19 protein-coding genes and 1 tRNA gene are annotated in these 17,451 nt (G+C 60.0%); 12 read left to right on the forward strand and 8 right to left on the reverse strand.

The features are described 5' to 3' along the window. Nucleotides 1–2: 2 nt before the first annotated feature. Both cobS and FHT86_RS23840 read right to left on the reverse strand, forming a co-directional pair. Entirely contained in the window at nt 3–992 is a 990-nt protein-coding gene (cobS, locus tag FHT86_RS23835; RefSeq protein WP_107109528.1) for a cobaltochelatase subunit CobS, read from the reverse strand. Nucleotides 993–1,301: 309 nt separating this feature from the next. After that, nucleotides 1,302–1,922: a J domain-containing protein gene (locus FHT86_RS23840; RefSeq protein ID WP_133709180.1), complete on the reverse strand. Its 621-nt coding sequence runs from the start codon at nt 1,920–1,922 to the stop codon at nt 1,302–1,304. Nucleotides 1,923–2,028: 106 nt separating this feature from the next. Between FHT86_RS23840 and FHT86_RS23845 the strand changes: the two genes are divergently transcribed. Continuing rightward, the gene (locus FHT86_RS23845) at nt 2,029–2,316 is read left to right on the forward strand and encodes a BolA family protein (RefSeq protein ID WP_133709179.1); all 288 of its coding nucleotides are present in this window, start codon (nt 2,029–2,031) and stop codon (nt 2,314–2,316) included. 4 nt (nt 2,317–2,320) lie between these two features. On the opposite strand, the gene FHT86_RS23850 is transcribed toward FHT86_RS23845, so the two are convergent. Genes FHT86_RS23850 through FHT86_RS23860 form a run of 3 tightly spaced genes read right to left on the reverse strand, consistent with a single transcriptional unit; the run spans nt 2,321 to nt 5,348 of the window. Beyond that, complete coding sequence (locus FHT86_RS23850) at nt 2,321–3,631, reverse strand: HlyC/CorC family transporter (protein WP_133709178.1); 1,311 nt, start codon at nt 3,629–3,631, stop codon at nt 2,321–2,323. Next, nucleotides 3,631–4,761 (reverse strand): 3-dehydroquinate synthase, encoded by a 1,131-nt coding sequence (gene aroB, locus FHT86_RS23855; RefSeq protein ID WP_133709177.1) that lies wholly within the window; start codon nt 4,759–4,761, stop codon nt 3,631–3,633. Before aroB ends, FHT86_RS23850 begins: the two co-directional genes overlap by 1 nt. Next, on the reverse strand, nt 4,758–5,348 hold the full coding sequence (locus FHT86_RS23860; RefSeq protein ID WP_133709176.1) for a shikimate kinase: 591 nt from the start codon (nt 5,346–5,348) through the stop codon (nt 4,758–4,760). Before FHT86_RS23860 ends, aroB begins: the two co-directional genes overlap by 4 nt. A gap of 160 nt (nt 5,349–5,508) precedes the next feature. On the opposite strand from FHT86_RS23860, the gene FHT86_RS23865 reads away from it, so the two are divergent. The 5 genes from FHT86_RS23865 to FHT86_RS38155 all read left to right on the forward strand — a co-directional run bounded on the left by FHT86_RS23865 (nt 5,509) and on the right by FHT86_RS38155 (nt 9,405). Then, nucleotides 5,509–5,676 carry a hypothetical protein gene (locus FHT86_RS23865; RefSeq protein ID WP_166656875.1) on the forward strand — a complete coding sequence of 56 codons (168 nt, stop codon included), beginning with the start codon at nt 5,509–5,511 and terminating at the stop codon, nt 5,674–5,676. Between the two features lie 14 nt (nt 5,677–5,690). Next, nucleotides 5,691–6,647 (forward strand): site-specific tyrosine recombinase XerD, encoded by a 957-nt coding sequence (xerD, locus tag FHT86_RS23870; RefSeq protein ID WP_133709287.1) that lies wholly within the window; start codon nt 5,691–5,693, stop codon nt 6,645–6,647. Nucleotides 6,648–6,710: 63 nt separating this feature from the next. Further along, complete coding sequence (locus tag FHT86_RS23875; protein WP_133709175.1) at nt 6,711–7,664, forward strand: acetyl-CoA carboxylase carboxyltransferase subunit alpha; 954 nt, start codon at nt 6,711–6,713, stop codon at nt 7,662–7,664. 231 nt (nt 7,665–7,895) lie between these two features. Next, the gene (locus FHT86_RS38150; protein WP_133709174.1) at nt 7,896–9,179 is read left to right on the forward strand and encodes a murein L,D-transpeptidase family protein; all 1,284 of its coding nucleotides are present in this window, start codon (nt 7,896–7,898) and stop codon (nt 9,177–9,179) included. After that, entirely contained in the window at nt 9,172–9,405 is a 234-nt protein-coding gene (locus FHT86_RS38155; RefSeq protein ID WP_133709173.1) for a sulfurtransferase TusA family protein, read from the forward strand. The genes FHT86_RS38150 and FHT86_RS38155 overlap by 8 nt, the downstream gene beginning before the upstream one ends. Nucleotides 9,406–9,411: 6 nt before the next feature. On the opposite strand, the gene FHT86_RS23885 is transcribed toward FHT86_RS38155, so the two are convergent. Further along, a complete protein-coding gene (locus FHT86_RS23885; RefSeq protein ID WP_133709172.1) occupies nt 9,412–10,596 on the reverse strand; it encodes a GTP-binding protein in 1,185 nt (394 codons plus the stop codon). Nucleotides 10,597–10,609: 13 nt separating this feature from the next. Then, the gene (locus tag FHT86_RS23890) at nt 10,610–11,776 is read right to left on the reverse strand and encodes a D-alanyl-D-alanine carboxypeptidase family protein (protein ID WP_133709171.1); all 1,167 of its coding nucleotides are present in this window, start codon (nt 11,774–11,776) and stop codon (nt 10,610–10,612) included. Nucleotides 11,777–11,993: 217 nt separating this feature from the next. On the opposite strand from FHT86_RS23890, the gene FHT86_RS23895 reads away from it, so the two are divergent. From FHT86_RS23895 to FHT86_RS23910, 4 genes are all read left to right on the forward strand, one after another. Beyond that, nucleotides 11,994–13,154: a M20 aminoacylase family protein gene (locus tag FHT86_RS23895; RefSeq protein WP_133709170.1), complete on the forward strand. Its 1,161-nt coding sequence runs from the start codon at nt 11,994–11,996 to the stop codon at nt 13,152–13,154. A gap of 119 nt (nt 13,155–13,273) precedes the next feature. After that, a tRNA-Arg gene (locus FHT86_RS23900) sits at nt 13,274–13,350 on the forward strand. A gap of 81 nt (nt 13,351–13,431) precedes the next feature. Next, a complete protein-coding gene (locus FHT86_RS23905) occupies nt 13,432–14,046 on the forward strand; it encodes a 3'-5' exonuclease (RefSeq protein WP_133709169.1) in 615 nt (204 codons plus the stop codon). A gap of 46 nt (nt 14,047–14,092) precedes the next feature. After that, nucleotides 14,093–14,695: a GNAT family N-acetyltransferase gene (locus FHT86_RS23910; protein WP_133709286.1), complete on the forward strand. Its 603-nt coding sequence runs from the start codon at nt 14,093–14,095 to the stop codon at nt 14,693–14,695. Nucleotides 14,696–14,730: 35 nt separating this feature from the next. On the opposite strand, the gene FHT86_RS23915 is transcribed toward FHT86_RS23910, so the two are convergent. Beyond that, nucleotides 14,731–14,997 (reverse strand): BON domain-containing protein, encoded by a 267-nt coding sequence (locus FHT86_RS23915; protein WP_133709168.1) that lies wholly within the window; start codon nt 14,995–14,997, stop codon nt 14,731–14,733. Nucleotides 14,998–15,203: 206 nt separating this feature from the next. Here FHT86_RS23915 and dxr point away from each other — a divergent pair, with 206 nt between their 5' ends. Then, entirely contained in the window at nt 15,204–16,397 is a 1,194-nt protein-coding gene (gene dxr / locus FHT86_RS23920; RefSeq protein ID WP_133709167.1) for a 1-deoxy-D-xylulose-5-phosphate reductoisomerase, read from the forward strand. A gap of 136 nt (nt 16,398–16,533) precedes the next feature. After that, on the forward strand, nt 16,534–17,448 hold the full coding sequence (locus FHT86_RS23925) for a pyridoxal-phosphate dependent enzyme (protein ID WP_133709166.1): 915 nt from the start codon (nt 16,534–16,536) through the stop codon (nt 17,446–17,448). The last annotated feature ends 3 nt before the right edge of the window (nt 17,449–17,451 follow it).

The raw sequence follows: 17,451 nt of genomic DNA on the forward strand, positions 1-17,451 counted from the left end.
TCTTAGGCTTCGAGCACGATGTTGGCGGCGCTTTCCTTCAGCTCGACGCCGAAGGCGCGCTGATATTGCTCGGCGACCAGCGGCCGCTCCAGCTCATCGCACTTGTTGAGGAAGGTCACGCGGAAGGCAAAGGCGACATCGCCGAAGATTTCCGCATTTTCCGCCCAGGTGATGACCGTACGCGGGCTCATGACGGTGGAAAGATCGCCGTTCATGAAGGCCGCGCGGGTCAGATCGGCGACACGCACCATCTTGGACACGGTGTCGCGGCCTTTCTCCGTACGGAAAGACTTCACCTTCGCGAGCACGATGTCGACTTCGTTGTTGTGCGGCAGATAGTTCAGCGTCGTGACGATCGACCAGCGGTCCATCTGCGCCTGGTTTATCTGCTGCGTGCCATGGTAGAGGCCGGTCGTATCGCCAAGACCGATCGTGTTGGCAGTCGCGAACAGACGGAAGGCCGGGTGTGGACGGATGACGCGGCTCTGGTCGAGCAGCGTCAGGCGGCCCGAAGATTCCAGCACGCGCTGGATAACGAACATCACGTCCGGGCGACCGGCATCGTATTCGTCGAAGACGAGCGCGACATTGTGCTGGTAGGCCCAGGGCAGGATGCCATCCTTGAATTCGGTGATCTGCAGACCGTCCTTAACGACGATCGCATCCTTGCCGACGAGGTCAATACGGCTGACATGGCTGTCGAGGTTGATGCGCACGCAGGGCCAGTTGAGGCGGGCTGCGACCTGCTCGATATGCGAGGACTTGCCGGTGCCGTGATAGCCGGAGATCATCACACGACGATTGTGGGCAAAGCCGGCGAGGATGGCGAGCGTCGTCTCTCGGTCGAACAGATAGTCTGTGTCGAGGTCGGGCACATAGGCATCGCCCTTGCTGTACGCCGGAACGCGAATATCGGAATCGATGCCAAAGACTTCGCGGACCGAAACGGTGGTGTCGGGAAGCTCGGAAATATCAAGGTCAATCTTGCTCATCATGTCTCCAAGGCGGGCGACTGTCACCCAGCCATATCAATCTCAGCCATTTGTATCCGTGACGCCGCAGCTTGTTGCCCGCATCCGTCCGGTCGGAACAGCGGCGATACTTCTCCGGGACTGAAGCGAAACCTCGGTGCGATGAAATGACCGCTTGCGAGCATTCTTGAACAGAGTCCCGGACAAGAAACGCCGCGTCCGGAAAGTTGGCCGAGGTGCAGCCAGCCAAATGCGCACCTTGCCGCAGTCGCCTGCGGCCCCAGCCGATTTGGACCATACCTGATTGAAGACGGAGAGCAAGGACAGGAATTAACAAAAACCGTTCTGCTTCAACAATTGATAGGCCTGAATGACGGCGCGAAACCGTTCTTCCGAGCCGCGATCGCCGCCATTGGCATCAGGATGGTGCTTTTTTACCAATTCCTTGTAGCGGCTCTTGATCTCGGGGCCAGTGGCATTGGCGCCCAGCCCCATCGTGTCGAAGGCTTTCGCCTCGAGCGTCTTCAGCTTGCGCTCCTGCGGGAAACGCGGTCCGCGACCCTGGCCCTGCCCGTCCTTGACGAAACCGAAGGGATCGCGCACCCGGGCATAAGAACCGGAGCGGACGTCGGAATGCAGCGGGCTGTTGCGCGCCGCCTTGTTGACGCCGACGGTCCAGGTCGGGCGATGGCCGGTGATGGCCTCCTTCTGGTAACGCGCGATCTCACCGTCCGAGAGGCCGGAGAAATAATTGTAGCCCTTGTTGTATTCCTTGACGTGCTCGAAGCAGAACAAAAAGAACTGCCCTTCCGCATTGCGCCCGACCGGAGCGCGATGCGTACCCTTTTTGTCGCAGCCGTCCCATTGGCACGTCGGCGGGGCCTGTTCGGCCTCCGGCTCGCGTTTGCGGCGGGTTCGAATACGATCGAAATATTTTGAATCGAGTCTCATGGCACCCTAATTATGGGGCCTCAGCTACCCCACAACAAGAATTGACAAATAGGAATGTTGCAGGCTTTGTGGGAACCTTTTTCGCGAACAAGGTGATGGCGGGAATATGGAAACGACACTTCAATCCCGCATTGAAAAAAAACTCAATGACGCCTTCGCGCCCGAGCGTCTCGCCGTGATCAACGAAAGCCACATGCACGCCGGCCATCAGCCCGACATGACCGGAACGGGCGAGACTCATATAAGAGTTCGCATCGTCTCCGCCAAGTTCATCGGCATGACGCGTCTTGCCCGCCACAGGGCCATAACCGAGCTTTTGAAGCCGGAATTGGATACCGGGCTGCATGCCCTGGCCGTCGAGCCGGCAGCACCGGGCGAAGCGGTGCGGTGGTAACCAGCTATTCCGGCTTGCCTTCTTCCGTCTCCGCCGGCCTGATCCTGATTTTGGTGATGCGGTTCTTTTCCCGCTTCATGACGATGAAGCGCTTGCCGTAGAAGGTGAAGGCTTGGCGCTCTTCCGGAATGGTCATTGATTCGTGAATGACGAGGCCCGCGATCGTCGTCGCCTCCTCGTCCGGCAGATCCCAGTCGAGGGCGCGGTTCAAGTCGCGAATCGGTACAACGCCGTCGACAACGATCGAACCATCTGCCTCCTGCCGCACGCCCTGTATATCGAGATCGTGCTCGTCGGCAATATCGCCGACGATTTCCTCCAGAATGTCTTCAAGCGTGACGATGCCCTGCACTTCGCCATATTCGTCGACCACGACGGCGAAATGCTGCTTGCGGCGCAGGAAGGCATTGAGCTGATCTTCGAGATTGGTGCTGTCGGGCACGAACCAGGGCTTCTGCGCGATCTTGACGATATCCAGGTTTTCCGGCTCGACATTCCGCTCAGCCAGCGCCCTCAGGAGGTCTTTGGCGTGCACGACGCCGATGATGTTATCGATCGTACCGCGCCAAAGCGGCATGCGCGTATAGGGGCTGTCGAGAATGGCACGGACGACGACTTCTGGCGGGTCGTCGGCATTGATGGCGCGCATCGCCGTGCGGTGGACCATGATGTCGGAAAGCTCGAGCTCGCCGAGATCGAGCACGCCGCCCAGACGGTCGCGGTCGGCCTTGACCACCGAACCCTCGCGATGCAACAGATCCACGGCGCCGCGCAGCTCGTCATACGCCGACAGCATCGACACTTCCTTGGAGAGATTGATGCCGAAGACACCAAGAATCTGCCGGACAATGGCGTTGACGAAGCTCGATATCGGCCCGACGACGGCAACGAAGAGACGCACAGTGCCGGCAACGCTGAGAGCAAAACGATCCGGCGTCGAGATCGCCCAGCTTTTCGGCAGGACTTCCGCGAAGATGACGAGGATGACGGTCATAGCCACCGTCGCCAGCGCGACGCCGGAACTGCCGAACAGGCCGAGAAACAGGCTGGTCGCGATCGAGGACGACAGGATGTTGGCGAGGTTGTTGCCGATCAGCAGCGCGCCGATCAGCCGGTCACGGCGCTCGATAAGCTGCCGCACGATCCCCGCCTGCTTGTCGCCATTCGCCTCCAGCGTATGGATGCGGCTGCGCGAGGCCGCCGTCAGCGCCGTTTCCGAACCGGAGAAAAATGCCGAGAGCAGCACAAGCGCGATGATCGAGATGATCTCGGGCCAATATTCCCACAGAACAGCCAGCGTGCCTTGAACCGTCATTACGGATGTTTTTCCCTTAGGAAACTGAGAACTTCGGAGGCTGGAACGTCATCGGCGACGAAGGATTCGCCGATGCCGCGGGTAAGGATGAAAGTGAGCTTGCCGCTCTTGACCTTCTTGTCCTGCGCGATCGCGTCCATCAGCACCTCGGCCGGCGGCAGCTCGCCTGGAATATCGCCCATCCGCGTCGGCAGGCCGACCGCCTTTAGATGTGTCTCGACTCGCTTGGCATCATCCGGGCTCGCCAGATTGAGGCGCGAGGAAAACTCATGCGCCAGCGCCATGCCGATCGAAACACCCTCGCCATGCACCAGCCGCCGGCTGTCATACGCGGTGGCCGCCTCTAACGCATGACCAAAGGTATGGCCGAGATTAAGCAGCGCCCGCGGGCCGTTTTCACGTTCGTCGGCAACGACGACATCGGATTTCGCCTGGCAGCTCGCAGCAATCGCCTCGATGCGCGCAGCACCGCCGGAGAACACCTCCTTCCAATTGGCCTCCAGCCACGCGAAGAAGTCCGGCTTGTCGATCAGGCCGTATTTGGCAACCTCGGCATAGCCGGCGCGGAATTCGCGTTCGCTTAGCGTATTCAGCACGTCGGTATCGGCCAGCACGAGATCGGGCTGATGGAAGACGCCGATCAGGTTCTTGCCGTGATGGGTATTGATGCCGGTCTTGCCGCCGACGGACGAATCCACCTGCGACAACAGCGAGGTCGGTACCTGCACGAAACGGACACCACGGCGCACGATGCCGGCGGCAAAGCCGGCAAGATCGCCGATCACCCCGCCGCCGAGCGCGATGACGGCATCGTTGCGCTCGACGCGGGCGGTGAGCACGGCATCGCAGACAGCCATCAAATGCTCGAAGCTCTTGGTTTTCTCGCCGGGCGGCAGTACCAGCTTGGATGACTGAATACCGGCCTCTTGAAGGCTTGCGACCAGCGCATCGAGATAGAGCGGCGCTACGTTTTCGTCCGTAATGATAGCAGCTCTGCGACCTTTCAGCCTTGCTGAGATTTCTTTGCCGGCGCGCGCAATCAGGCCGGGGCCGATCAGAATGTCATAGGCGCGCTCGCCGAGGGGCACGCGGACAAGGCGCTCTGTCGACGCCGGTGTGATCGCATTCATGGTATCTTGCTCTCTTCTTTCCCCTCAGCGATGGCGGCAAGGACTTCTTTGACCATGACATCCTTACCCACATCGCGGGACAAAACCGTGAGATCGGCTTCCGCATAGATCGGATAGCGCGCATTCATCAGCTTTTCGAGGGTCTGTTTCGGATTCTCGGTTTTGAGCAGCGGCCGCGTATCACGCTTGTTGACACGCTCCCAGAGTACATCGAGATCGGCCTTCAGCCAGACCGACAGGCCGCTGCGTTTGACGTGCCGGCGCGTGCGGTCGTTGATAAAAGCGCCGCCGCCGGTGGAAACGACGCGCGGGCCGCCCTTAAGCAGCCGCTTGATCACCCGCGTTTCCAGCGCCCGGAACTCCTCTTCACCGTAAGCGTCGAACAGCTCGGTGATCGTCATGCGCGACACGCGCTCAATCTCGATATCAGTATCGACGAAGGGAATACCGAGCTGATTCGCGACCAACCGGCCGATCGAGGACTTTCCTGCCCCCATCAACCCGACGAGGACAAGATTGCGCGTACCTAACGCAGCGCGCGCTCTGTCTCTAAGGCTTTCTGCAAGGGTCAGCACTTGTTCGCTCATCAGCCCATTCACAATTTGTTTGGAAACGGTATCGTCAAATGCACCTGTAGCGTCAAGACGCCGCAACATAAACATGTCTGCAATATCCTTCGGCTAACGCTTGGCGGATATGATTACAGTATATCGCCGGACCAATGGTTGGGACGAGGAGAGTTTCTGAATGCCGACCCTGTTTCGCTTCCTTGTCATCTGTGCGGTGATCGCCGGATCGGTCTATGGAGCAATGTGGGCGCTGGTGCTCTTCGTCGATCCGCAGCCGCGCGATGTAACGATCCGCATCCCATCGGAACGCGTCAACCCGCCGTCTACCGGCTCGGTGAAGCCGTGAGCACGGGGATCGTCGTGAAGGATCTGAGCCGCGTCCATATGGAAGCCTTCCTTGAAATGATGAGCGCCGAACGCGGCGCGGCGGTCAACACGCTGCAGTCCTATGAGCGCGACCTCGACGATCTCCATTCCTTTTTGTCCGAGCGCAGTGTCCGCCTGACGGAGGCGGGATCGAACGATCTCGGCGCCTATCTCGCCTGCCTCTCGCGCCAGGGCTTCAAGCCGTCGTCGCAGGCACGCCGACTTTCGGCCATGCGCCAGTTCTACAAATTCCTCTATGCCGAGGGTCTGCGCACGGATGATCCCACCGGCATTCTCGACGCGCCGAAGAAGGGCCGCGCTTTGCCGAAGACCATGGGGGTGGACGAGGTGACGCGTCTTCTCGCCCAGGCAGAACAGGAAGCGGCCGTGGAAGGCCCCGATCAATTGCAGCACCTGCGCATGCTGGTGCTGCTGGAACTGCTCTATGCCACCGGTATGCGCGTCAGCGAACTCGTTTCGCTGCCGGCCAAAGTGCTGGATCAGGAAGGACGTTTCCTGATGATCCGCGGCAAAGGCAACAAGGAGCGGCTGGTGCCGCTGTCGCAGTCCGCCATCGCTGCGCTTAAGACATATGGTCGCCGTCAGGCACTGGACGCGACAAGCGCCAAGCAGCCGGCCCCGGAAAGCCCGTGGCTCTTTCCGGCAGCCTCCAAGCAGGGCTATCTGCCGCGGCAGGTCTTTGCGCGGGACCTGAAGGATCTCGCTATTCGTGCCGGGCTGACACCCTCACTGATCTCGCCGCATGTCATGCGCCACGCCTTCGCAAGCCACTTGCTCGCCAATGGCGCGGACTTGCGCGTGGTGCAGGAACTTCTCGGCCATTCCGACATTTCGACCACACAAATCTACACTCATGTGCTGGAAGAACGGCTTCACCAACTGGTGCAAACGCATCACCCCCTTGCCAAACAGGCTAAAAAACAGGAATAGGACCGGCACACAGGCTATACGTGCCGTCTCTCGTCACGGGCAAAAGGATCGGAAACGCACCTCATGCACAACTATCTCGACTTCGAAAAACCCATCTCGGATCTCGAAGGCAAGATTCACGAGTTGAAGAAACTGGCAAGCGAAGACGAGAGCATCGACACGTCAGACGAAGTCGGCCGGCTCGAAATCCGCGTCCGCGAGGCGATGGCCGACATCTATTCCAAGCTCAACGCCTGGCAGAAGACGCAGGTTGCCCGCCATCCGCAACGCCCGCATTTTGTCGACTACGCCGGAGCGTTGTTTACGGAATTCACGCCGCTGGCGGGCGACCGCAAGTTTTCTGAGGATGCCGCCATCCAGGCGGGCTTCGCCCGTTTCCGCGGCCAGCCGATCGCCATCATCGGCCAGGAAAAGGGTAACGACACCAAGACGCGCCTGAAGCACAATTTCGGCAGCGCCCGCCCCGAAGGCTACCGCAAGGCGATCCGCATGCTGGAAATGGCCGACCGCTTCGGATTGCCTGTAATCACTTTGGTCGACACGGCGGGCGCCTATCCCGGCGTCGGCGCCGAAGAACGCGGCCAGGCGGAAGCGATTGCCCGCTCGACGGAAATGTGCCTGGGCGTCAAGGTGCCGATCATCTCCGTCGTCATCGGCGAAGGCGGGTCGGGCGGCGCGATTGCGATCGCCACCGGCAACCGCGTCTATATGCTCGAACATTCGATCTACAGCGTGATTTCACCCGAAGGTGCCGCCTCGATCCTCTGGCGCGATTCCACCCGCGCTAAGGAAGCCGCCACCAACATGAAGATCACTGCCGACGACCTGAAGGGACTCGGCATCATCGACGGCATTATCCCCGAACCACTCGGCGGCGCGCATCGCGATCCGCAGACGGTGATCGCGGCAACCGGCGACGTGATTTCCAACGCGCTCGGCGAACTCTCCAGCCGTTCGGGCGAACAGTTGCGCGGCGACCGCCGTCAGAAATTCCTCAATATGGGTCGCAATCTCTAACTTAAGTTTGAGAAACGTGATCTCCCAAAACGGGAATGAGGCCAAATCTTGGCCACATTCTTGTTATCGAAACATTTATGGCAAAGAAAAGCTTGCGGGTGCGCCGCAGGCGCGTCATAGGCTGGTAAGGAATTCTCAAGTATAACCCGTCTATGAATCTGTTTCATGTTTCGATTGGGGGCGGCGAAACAGATCGTGCGGCCGCTCTTCGCATCTATGGGCTAAGTCAGAATGCGCATCCGTCACCTCGCCTATATATCCCTGATGGCGCTGGCTCTCGCTGGCTGCAACGACACGTTGGAATCCGCGTCGATCGATCTGTCGACGGTGAAAAACAAGGTCGAGCAGCCGCTTCCCAGCCATATCCTCGCCGACATGGCGAAGAAGGGTATGGACCGCAATTCGCCGATCATGATCCGCATCTTCAAGGAAGAAGGCGTGATGGAGATCGTCAAGGCGAACCAGAACAATCGCTTCGAGGTGATCGCCAGCTACAATATTTGCGCCTGGTCGGGCCGTCTCGGTCCGAAGGTGAAGGAAGGGGACCGGCAAGCGCCGGAAGGCTTCTACATGCTGACGCCGGCCAACCTCAATCCGAACTCCAAATATTATCTCGCCATCAACACCGGTTTTCCAAACCGCTATGACGCGGCCAATGGCCGCAGCGGCGCCAATCTGATGATCCACGGCGCCTGCTCGTCGTCGGGCTGCTATTCGATGACCGACCAGCAAGTGCTGGAAATCTATGCCTTCGCGCGTGACGCTTTCAAGGGCGGCCAGAAGGCGATCCAGCTTGAGGCCTTCCCCTTCCGCATGACGGCAGAAAACATGGTCAAGCATCGCCTCAGCCCGAATATCGAATTCTGGAAGATGCTGAAGGACGGCTACGACAATTTCGAAGTGACGAAGCGTCCGCCGGAAGTCGAGGTTTGCGAAAAGAAATACGTCTTCAACCAGCAGGCCAGCGGCCCCTTCAACGCCAGCAGCAAATGCCCTGTCATGACCACGCCGGCGGCCTTGCAGACCGCGCTGCTGACCTATGACAAGCAATACGACGCCGACTATGCCACCGCGATGAAGAAATACAGCGACATGGCCTGGTACGACCCGACCGAAGCCGAACGCAAGGCCATTGTCGCCAAGCAGCGCAAGGGCCATGACATCGCCTATGCTCCGACCGGCACCGCGCTTGCCGCCGGCAAAATGATGAAGGTGGCCGATCTGGAGTCGATGATGGCGAACCAGTCGGGGCAGCAGCTTGCCCGCGGCGCCACCGTCGCCAATCCGTCGACGGCTAGCATCCGCATGGCGACAGCCGCTCCGGGTCTCACTGGAAGGCAGGGCGCTCAACCCGCAGACATCGCCGTGGCAGCCAACATTCCGGCGAATGTGCCGGTCCCAACGGCAAACCCCATGGTCAATCCGCTCGCCTACGCACCTTCGCCCGTCGAAACCGCACAGACAGAGCCGGCCAAAAAACCGCCCTTCTGGAAGTTCTGGGCAAAGAGTGAATAGCCTGGACGATAAGGTTTACGATTTGCGCGGGCTGAAATGCCCGCTGCCTGTCCTGAAAACGGAAAAGCGCCTGCGCAGCATGCCGTCAGGGGCGATACTCACAGTCGAAACCAGCGATCCGCTGGCGATCATCGATGTTCCGCATTTCTGCAATGAAAATGGCCACACCCTGCTGTCGAGCGATAAGACCGACGGCGGCCACCGCTTTGCGATCCGCAAAGCATAGCTTTCTTCAGAGACGCATGCCGGGGATAGCCAGCGGATTGTCCTGAAGGGCCGCGCGATCCGGCGTGTCGATGCGCGGCTTGCTGAGGAACGCATCGAACAGGCCTTTCACGAAATCCTCGGTCAGATCCTTGGTGATGATCACCATGCGCGTACGCCGGTCGTCGGGATTAGGCCAGGCGGGCAGGCGGACGGGCGGATGGAAAATATTCTGCACGCCATGCAGTACGACCGGACGCTCCGGCCTGTCGGACGTGGCGACGATCGCCTTCATCCGCAGGAGCTTCTCGCCATGCGCGGAGCGCAGGAGGTCGATAAACATTTCCAGGGCGATCGGATCGATCGGCTGGTTCTCGATAATCGAGAAGGAGCGGATCGATTGGTCGTGACGGTTCACGTCATGGGCGTGCTGATGGCGGTGGCCATGATGATGATGGCCGTGGCGGTGGTGGCCATGCCCGTCATTGTGATGGTGGTGATCGTGCCCATGGTCGTGATGATGATCGTCATCCGCATCCAGCTCGTCCCGCAGCCAGCGGCCGACATCGGCAATCTTCGACGCCGGATCGTAGAGGCCGTTGACGAGAATGGCGGCACGGCCGGCCTCGTCGCTGTCGGCATTCATCATCTGCGCCCGCGGATTGAGCGCCCTCAGCCGGCTCTCCAACGTATCGACAGAGGCCGCACCTTCCAAGCCGGTCTTGGAGACGATCAGCCGGTCGGCGACCGCCACCTGCTTGCGTGCCTCTTCGTGATTGTCCAGCGTCTGCAACCCGTTGACCGCATCGACGACGGTGATCACGCCATCGAGGTCGAAATTGGTGGCGATAATCGGATTACCCATGATCGACTGCATCACCGGCGCCGGATCGGCAAGGCCGGTGGTCTCGATGACGACGCGCTTCAGCGGCCGGATGCGGCCGGTCTGCATGGCATCCATCAGGTTCGCCAGCGTATCCACCAGCTCACCGCGCACGGTGCAGCAGAGGCAGCCATCGGAGAGCTCGATGATGGAATCGCCGGAGCTCTCGACCAGCAGGTGGTCGATGCCGACATCGCCGAACTCGTTGATGATGACAGCCGCATCCCGCATCTCTGCATCCTTGAGGATGCGGTTTAGCAAGGTCGATTTGCCGGCTCCGAGAAAACCGGTCAGGATCGAAACTGGCACCCTCTGCTGCAGAATGCTCATGGTTCAGGTCCGATCAGAAAGTAGGACGCGGCGACGGGACGGGAACGCCGACGATATCGGTCGTGGCGACAATTTTACTGCCCTTCGCGGTCTTGTCGCCCTTCGCGGTCTTATCTTCCTTATCGCCTTTGCTGGCAGTTGCAACGTCCTGGCCGCCGATCAGGCCCGCATAGACGAAATTCGGATCGTGATCCATTTCATGGATATAGGGCGATTGAACCTTCGTGCGGCCCGTCGGGTCGCGCGTCTCGCTGCGAGCCTGCGCGCCCTTGGCGCTGCAGATGTCGGCGGTGATGTCGGCGACCTGATCCTGGCCCGGCCCATAGGGCTGCAGGCTTGCCAGAGTGTCTCGCCCAGAGAACTGGTTCTCGAAGCCCTTTTCCAGGAAATTGGCGGAATCATCGGCGCGTGCCGCAAGGCTGTCCGTGCCGAGAACAACGGAGACCAGCGTACGGCCGTTGCGGGTGGCCGAGGCGATCTGATTGAAACCGGAAGCGCAGATGAAGCCGGTCTTCATGCCGTCGGCGCCATCGAAGCGGCCGATGAGCATGTTGATGTTCGGCACCTGCTTGACGCCGTTGGTAAAGCCCTCCAGCGAGAAATAGCCGGCATATTGCGGGAACTCGCGGCGCAGCGCGACGCTGACGATCGCGAGGTCTCGCGCCGTCGTGTACTGACCCTTGCCCGGCAAGCCGTTGGGGTTGATGTAATGCGTGTCGCGCATGCCGAGGCGTGCTGCTTCGGCATTCATGCGCACGACGAAGCCCTGCTCGGAACCGCCGACCGTCTCGGCGATCGCCATGGCGAGGTCATTGGCGGATTTGACCAGCATCATCTTCAAGGCATTGTCGAGCGTCATCTTCTGGCCCGGCTTGAAATACATCTTCGCCGGCGGCTGCGAGGAGGAAAGCTTGGACATGACGACCGGCGTATCGAGCGTGATCTGGCCGGATTGGATGGCGCGGAAGGTGACATAGACCGTCATCAGCTTCGTCAGCGACGCCGGATACCACTTGCGGAAGGCTTCTTCATGATCGAGCACGCGCCCGGTGCTGACATCGACGAGGATATGCGGATTGGCTTCGGCCACATGCGCGGTCGACAGGAAAAGCATGGATGCGGCTGCGGCCATGGGAACAAGCCGCATGGCGGCATACAAACGATTCTGCTTCGTCGGCACGGTCTATCCTTCAGAAGTCCGGAATTTTCTCGAAAGCTCCGCCTATTTAACCTATATGGCTAGGAGAAGGCAAAGGCGATTGACGAGTTTATTACCAACGGATCACAGCCTTGTGATCACCCGCACCGCATCGAAAAGTGCGATGTGATGTCCAGGGTTGTGTGCCAGACTAAATTGCTAAACCCGAATCCGATATTGAGCAGCAGGAAAAATCAGCATGCCGATTTTGAACAGAGCCGCCGAACTCCAGGACGAAGTGACGGAATGGCGCCGCTATATCCACACAAGGCCTGAGCTGATGTATGCGGTGGAAAATACCGCCGCCTTCGTCGCCGAGAAGCTCAGGGCGTTTGGTGTCGACGAGGTCGTCACGGGCATCGGGCGCACCGGCGTCGTCGGCCTGATCCGTGGCAAGGGTGAAGGCCGCACTGTCGGCCTGCGCGCCGACATGGACGCCCTGCCGCTCACCGAAATCACCGGCAAGCCCTGGGCTTCCACCACGCCCGGCAAGATGCATGCCTGCGGCCATGACGGCCACACCGCCATGCTGCTGGGGGCTGCGAAATATCTCGCCGAGACCCGCAACTTCAACGGCAACATCGCCGTGATCTTCCAGCCGGCCGAAGAGGGTGGCGCCGGGGGCGATGCCATGGTCAAGGACGGCATGATGGAACGCTTCCGGATCGCCGAAGTCTACGGCATGCACAATCTGCCGGGCCTGCCGGTTGGCCAGTTCGCCATCCGCAAGGGCGCGATCATGGCCGCGACCGACGAGTTCACCGTTACGATCAAGGGGCGCGGCGGCCACGCCGCCATGCCGCACAAGACGATCGACCCGATCGCCATCGGTGCGCAAATCGTCACCAACCTGCAGCTGATCGCCTCGCGCAGCGCCAATCCGCTGAAATCGGTGGTCGTCTCGGTCACCAAGTTCAACGCCGGCAACGCATACAATGTCATTGCCAACGACGCCAGCTTCGCCGGCACCGTGCGCACGCTCGATCCGGAGATCCGCGACCTCGCCGAGCGGCGCTTCAGGCAGATCGTCAGCGGCATTGCCGCAAGCCACGACGCCGAAGCGGATATTCAATTTCACCGCAACTATCCGGTGACCGTCAACCATGCCGACGAGACGGAGCATGCCCTTGCCGCCGCGCGCGACATCGCCGGCACGAACAACGTTATCCCCGACGTCGATCCCATGATGGGCGGAGAGGATTTCTCCTACATGCTGAACGCCCGCCCCGGCGCCTTCATCTTCGTCGGCAACGGCGACACCGCCGGCCTGCACAACCCGGCCTACGACTTCAACGACGAAGCGATCGCCCACGGCATCTCCTACTGGGTCCGGCTGGCCGAGCAGCGCCTGGACGCCTGAGGCACCGCCACATTTCCGTGCGCCTAGTCATGGCGCACGGCACGGCGAAAGCAGATTGTCCTAGAGACGGGAAAAGGGCTTGGCTTCAGGCCCTTGCTTTTGTATGGATCAATTTAAGTGGTCCCGTAGCTCAGCAGGATAGAGCATCAGATTCCTAATCTGAGGGTCACGCGTTCGAATCGCGTCGGGATCACCAATACCACTTATCTTCTTCCTGAAACGATCACAGCAGCCTTTGCATCGATGCCCCGATCAAAGTTACAGACGAGTGTTGACCATGAAGACGGCAATCGTATTCGACTGCGAGTTTCTCTGCCTCGAAGGCTCCCAACGTAGGTTCTGGTGCGCGGCTCACGATCCCGATCCGGTTATCGCGCAAATCGGTGCCGTGAAGCTTGGGCTGGAGGGCGATTATCCTCTCCTGGATACATTCAAAGCCTACGTTCAGCCGATCGACCGATTTGGCGACCGATATGCACTTGATCCGTTCTTCACCAAACTGACCGGCATCACTGAAGAAAACATACAGGCCGAGGGGGTTGCGTTGCAGGACGCTCTTGCGGGCGTTGATCGCTTCTCGGACGGGGCGCGGTTCTGGTCGTGGGGCAAGGACGAACTGAACATGGTCGCGATCAGTTGCTATGTCGCTGGCATTGCGCCTTCCATCCCCGCCTACCGGTTCGACAATGCGGTCAAGCTGCTGATAGCGGCAGGGATGCCGATAGAGGATTTGGCGAGGACACCCAGCAACAAGCTCGCGGACTATTATGGTGTCGAGCATCCTCCCTTGCAGGGGCATGACGCATTGGATGACGCCCTCTCCGTGTCATATACGCTGCAATATTTGCTGAGGACCGGGAAGTTGCAGCCGGATGTCTTCGACCGAACCTGACCCTCATGCCGATACGAATCTCCACTTGGCTGGCGATGGGTCACAAATGGCAGAGCACCAAGCTCCAATTGCATCGATGACCGCCGTGGTCCTGGCTGAGCCAAGCTTGCTCAACTTGGCTGGCTTCGAAGAGGCGCTGGCAAGAGGATGGTCACCTGACCCCAGGCGCCAGCAGGACAAGGCCTATGTCGACGCCGAACTCGAGGGGCTCAGAAAAGACAAGGCAGGTTTTCTGACGCGATTCACATCCGGGGATGTCGTTGCCACGTCGGTGTCCAATCGCGAGCCTCAACGTCTTGTCCTCCGGCTATTCTGGATCTGGGACGGAGAATTCTGCGGTTACATCACACTTCGTCATCTGCCGGGAACAGTCCAGTTGCCACTTCATGTACCGGGTCATGTGGGCTACTCGATCGTCGCGTGGAAACAGCGCAAGGGATATGCCACGCAAGCGCTTCGGCTCTTGCTGCCAATTGCTGCGAAAGCGGGCTTTGAGAGGATAAACGTCATTTGCAACGAAGATAATCTTGCGTCGAGACGGGTTATCGAGACAGCAGGTGGCGTGCTCCACAGCACGGGTGCCGATCCATCGGATGCCCCGGATATGATCAAACTGTCCTTTTGGTTGGCAACGGCGGGCGACGCATAAATCTGTCTTCCATGCTCACCGTTTCCTCGTGCCCTTCACCCCACCAAAATCCTGTTCCTCACCAGTCTCACCCCCGGAATCGCCTCGGCCACGGCGGTCGCCCGGTCAATTTCCTGAGGTGTCGCCACCGTTCCATCCAGTCGGATTTCCTGGCCTGCGGCGGTCACCGTAACGTCGGAGGCGTCCAGACCGCCGGCGACGGCGAGCGCGTTTGCGACTGTCGATTCCAGCGCCGAACGCTTGACATTTTCGCTTTCTATATTTGGTTCGATGCCATGAAACGTTGCCGCTTTGAAAACCATCGCCCCCATCTCCCCGCACTTCTGCTGGACGGGGAAACGCGGTATCTGCGTATTGGTTCATAAGGCGCCTGTAAATTACTGTTAAAATCAGTAATTTCAGGAGTGGTAGACCGAAGGTAGCGGCTCGCCGCCATGGCTGCGGACTTGCCGCCTCTCGCGATCCCCTGTAGAGCCTTGGGCGACGACAGCAAGATGCGGATACTTGGATGACAACCGGGAGCAAGGCGCCGCGCCGCCTGACGATATTGGGTTCCACCGGCTCGATCGGCCAAAACACGCTCGACGTCGTTGCCCAATTGGGCGGGCGTGAAGCGTTCGATATCGCCGCAATCACCGGGCACGACAATATCGATCTCCTGGCAAGCCAGGCAAAGGCCTGCGGCGCCGCGCTTGCTGTCACCGCCAATGAAGATCGTTATCAGGCGCTCAAGGAAGCGCTTGCCGGCACCGGCATTGCCGCGGCCGCTGGCAGAAACGCCCTGATCGAAGCCGCCTCCATCCCTTCCGACTGGGTGATGGCGGCTATCGTCGGCACGGCGGGATTGGCGCCGACGTTGGAGGCTGCGCGCCGCGGCGCCGATATCGCGCTCGCCAACAAGGAATGCCTGGTTTCCGCCGGCGATCTCTTCGTCCATGCCGTCAGCGAAGGCGGCGGGCGGCTGATTCCGGTGGACAGCGAACACAGCGCGATTTTCCAGGCGCTGGAAGACGACCAGCAGCATGCGGTGGAGCGCATCATCCTGACGGCCTCGGGCGGCCCCTTCCGCACCTGGACGCGCGAGCAGATGGCCAATGTCACGGCTGCGACCGCACGGGCGCATCCGAACTGGTCCATGGGCCTGAAGATCTCCATCGGCAGCGCTTCGATGTTCAACAAAGCACTGGAGATGATCGAGGCCAAACATCTCTTCAACGTCCGTCCGGATCAGATCGAGGTTATCGTCCATCCGCAATCCGTGGTCCATTCGATGGTCGGCTATACGGACGGCTCGGTGCTGGCTCAGCTCGGCTGTCCGGACATGCGCACCGCCATCGGCTATGCGCTGACCTATCCGTCCCGGTCGAAGCTCAGTGTCGACCGGCTGGATTTTGCAAAACTGGCCCGCCTGGATTTCGAGGCGCCGGACGAGGTTCGTTTTCCCGCACTGCGCCTGGCGCGCACCGCGCTGGAACGCGGCGGGCTGCAGGGCGGCGTCATGAATGCCGCCGAAGAAATTGCCTTTCAAGCCTTCGTGGACGGACGTATCGGCTTTCTCGAAATGGCCGATATTGCCGAAGCGGTCATGGACCAGATGATCGGCAGCGGCAGCGCCGAAACGATGGATGCGGTCTTTGCCGCCGATCAAGAAGCCCGCAATCGGGCGGCCGTGCTCGTGAAGCAAAAGGAAAAAGCTGCGTAACCCGCCTGCGAAAAGGTGCAAAAGTCAGAGGTAGGTGACTGCGCTCACTGGCAGATCTGCGAATGTGTTTGTCACCGAGAGTCTTTCAACATATTCGGTGGACATCACCAACGTCGCGCTCTGGATAAGGCATTCTATGGCACTTCATCTTGAAACTCCGCTACTCGAATCCAGTCCCCTAAGCCTGGCGTCGGGGCGATCTGTCTGGTTGAAGATGGATGCGCTTCAGCCGCCCGGTTCGTTCAAAATCCGGGGCATAGGAGCAGTCTGCGAGCATCACGCCAAAAGCGGAAAGCGGCGTTTCATATCATCCTCAGGAGGCAATGCGGGCATTGCAGTGGCTTATGCCGGACGCCGTCTTTCGATCCCGGTGGCGGTCTTCGTTCCCGAGACAACAACGGAACGGGCAAAGTCGCTGATCCGCCGGGAGGGCGCCGAGGTCTTCGTCCATGGAGCGTCCTGGCAAGAGGCAAACGAGCACGCTCTTGAGGCGGTCGATGCGGAAACCGCGTTCATACACCCGTTTGATGATCCGCTTCTGTGGACAGGGCATGCGACGATCATCGATGAGGTTGTCAGAGCGGCCATCCCGTTCGACACGGTCGTTCTTTCGGTTGGCGGCGGAGGGCTTCTAGCCGGCGTTGCGGAAGGGCTGGCGCGCAATGGACTACAGGGTATTCCGATCATTGCAGCCGAAACCGAAGGTGCAGCATCCTTGGCAGCCTCCGTGAAGGCTGGCAAGCTCACCGAATTGCCCGCCATTACCAGCATTGCAACTTCGCTTGGCGCCCGAAAGGTCTGCCAGCGCGCCTTCGAGATCACACAGACCCGGCCGGTCGATTGTGTCGTCGTCGATGATCGAGTTGCCGTTGATGCATGCATGCGCTTCCTCGACGATCATCGAGTGGTCGTGGAGCCGGCTTGCGGCGCAGCATTGGCGGTCGCATATACACATGCCGATCGATTGGCACGTTATGAGCGAATCCTGATCGTCGTTTGCGGCGGGGCGACGGCTCCGGTCGCTCAGTTGCAAGCCTGGCAAGCATCCTGATCA

It is taken from the genome of Rhizobium sp. BK313, assembly GCF_014193655.1.
GTDB lineage: Bacteria > Pseudomonadota > Alphaproteobacteria > Rhizobiales > Rhizobiaceae > Rhizobium.

Coding starts and splice junctions, on each gene's coding strand:
- FHT86_RS23885 (WP_133709172.1), bottom strand. CDS start 10,596: ATGAGCATTCTGCAGCAGAGGGTGCCAGTTTCGATCCTGACCGGTTTT.
- FHT86_RS23840 (WP_133709180.1), bottom strand. CDS start 1,922: ATGAGACTCGATTCAAAATATTTCGATCGTATTCGAACCCGCCGCAAA.
- FHT86_RS23845 (WP_133709179.1), top strand. CDS start 2,029: ATGGAAACGACACTTCAATCCCGCATTGAAAAAAAACTCAATGACGCC.
- FHT86_RS38150 (WP_133709174.1), top strand. CDS start 7,896: ATGCGCATCCGTCACCTCGCCTATATATCCCTGATGGCGCTGGCTCTC.
- FHT86_RS23875 (WP_133709175.1), top strand. CDS start 6,711: ATGCACAACTATCTCGACTTCGAAAAACCCATCTCGGATCTCGAAGGC.
- FHT86_RS23850 (WP_133709178.1), bottom strand. CDS start 3,631: ATGACGGTTCAAGGCACGCTGGCTGTTCTGTGGGAATATTGGCCCGAG.
- FHT86_RS23860 (WP_133709176.1), bottom strand. CDS start 5,348: ATGAGCGAACAAGTGCTGACCCTTGCAGAAAGCCTTAGAGACAGAGCG.
- FHT86_RS23865 (WP_166656875.1), top strand. CDS start 5,509: ATGCCGACCCTGTTTCGCTTCCTTGTCATCTGTGCGGTGATCGCCGGA.
- dxr (WP_133709167.1), top strand. CDS start 15,204: ATGACAACCGGGAGCAAGGCGCCGCGCCGCCTGACGATATTGGGTTCC.
- FHT86_RS23925 (WP_133709166.1), top strand. CDS start 16,534: ATGGCACTTCATCTTGAAACTCCGCTACTCGAATCCAGTCCCCTAAGC.
- FHT86_RS23895 (WP_133709170.1), top strand. CDS start 11,994: ATGCCGATTTTGAACAGAGCCGCCGAACTCCAGGACGAAGTGACGGAA.
- FHT86_RS23915 (WP_133709168.1), bottom strand. CDS start 14,997: ATGGTTTTCAAAGCGGCAACGTTTCATGGCATCGAACCAAATATAGAA.
- FHT86_RS23910 (WP_133709286.1), top strand. CDS start 14,093: ATGGCAGAGCACCAAGCTCCAATTGCATCGATGACCGCCGTGGTCCTG.
- FHT86_RS23905 (WP_133709169.1), top strand. CDS start 13,432: ATGAAGACGGCAATCGTATTCGACTGCGAGTTTCTCTGCCTCGAAGGC.
- aroB (WP_133709177.1), bottom strand. CDS start 4,761: ATGAATGCGATCACACCGGCGTCGACAGAGCGCCTTGTCCGCGTGCCC.
- cobS (WP_107109528.1), bottom strand. CDS start 992: ATGAGCAAGATTGACCTTGATATTTCCGAGCTTCCCGACACCACCGTT.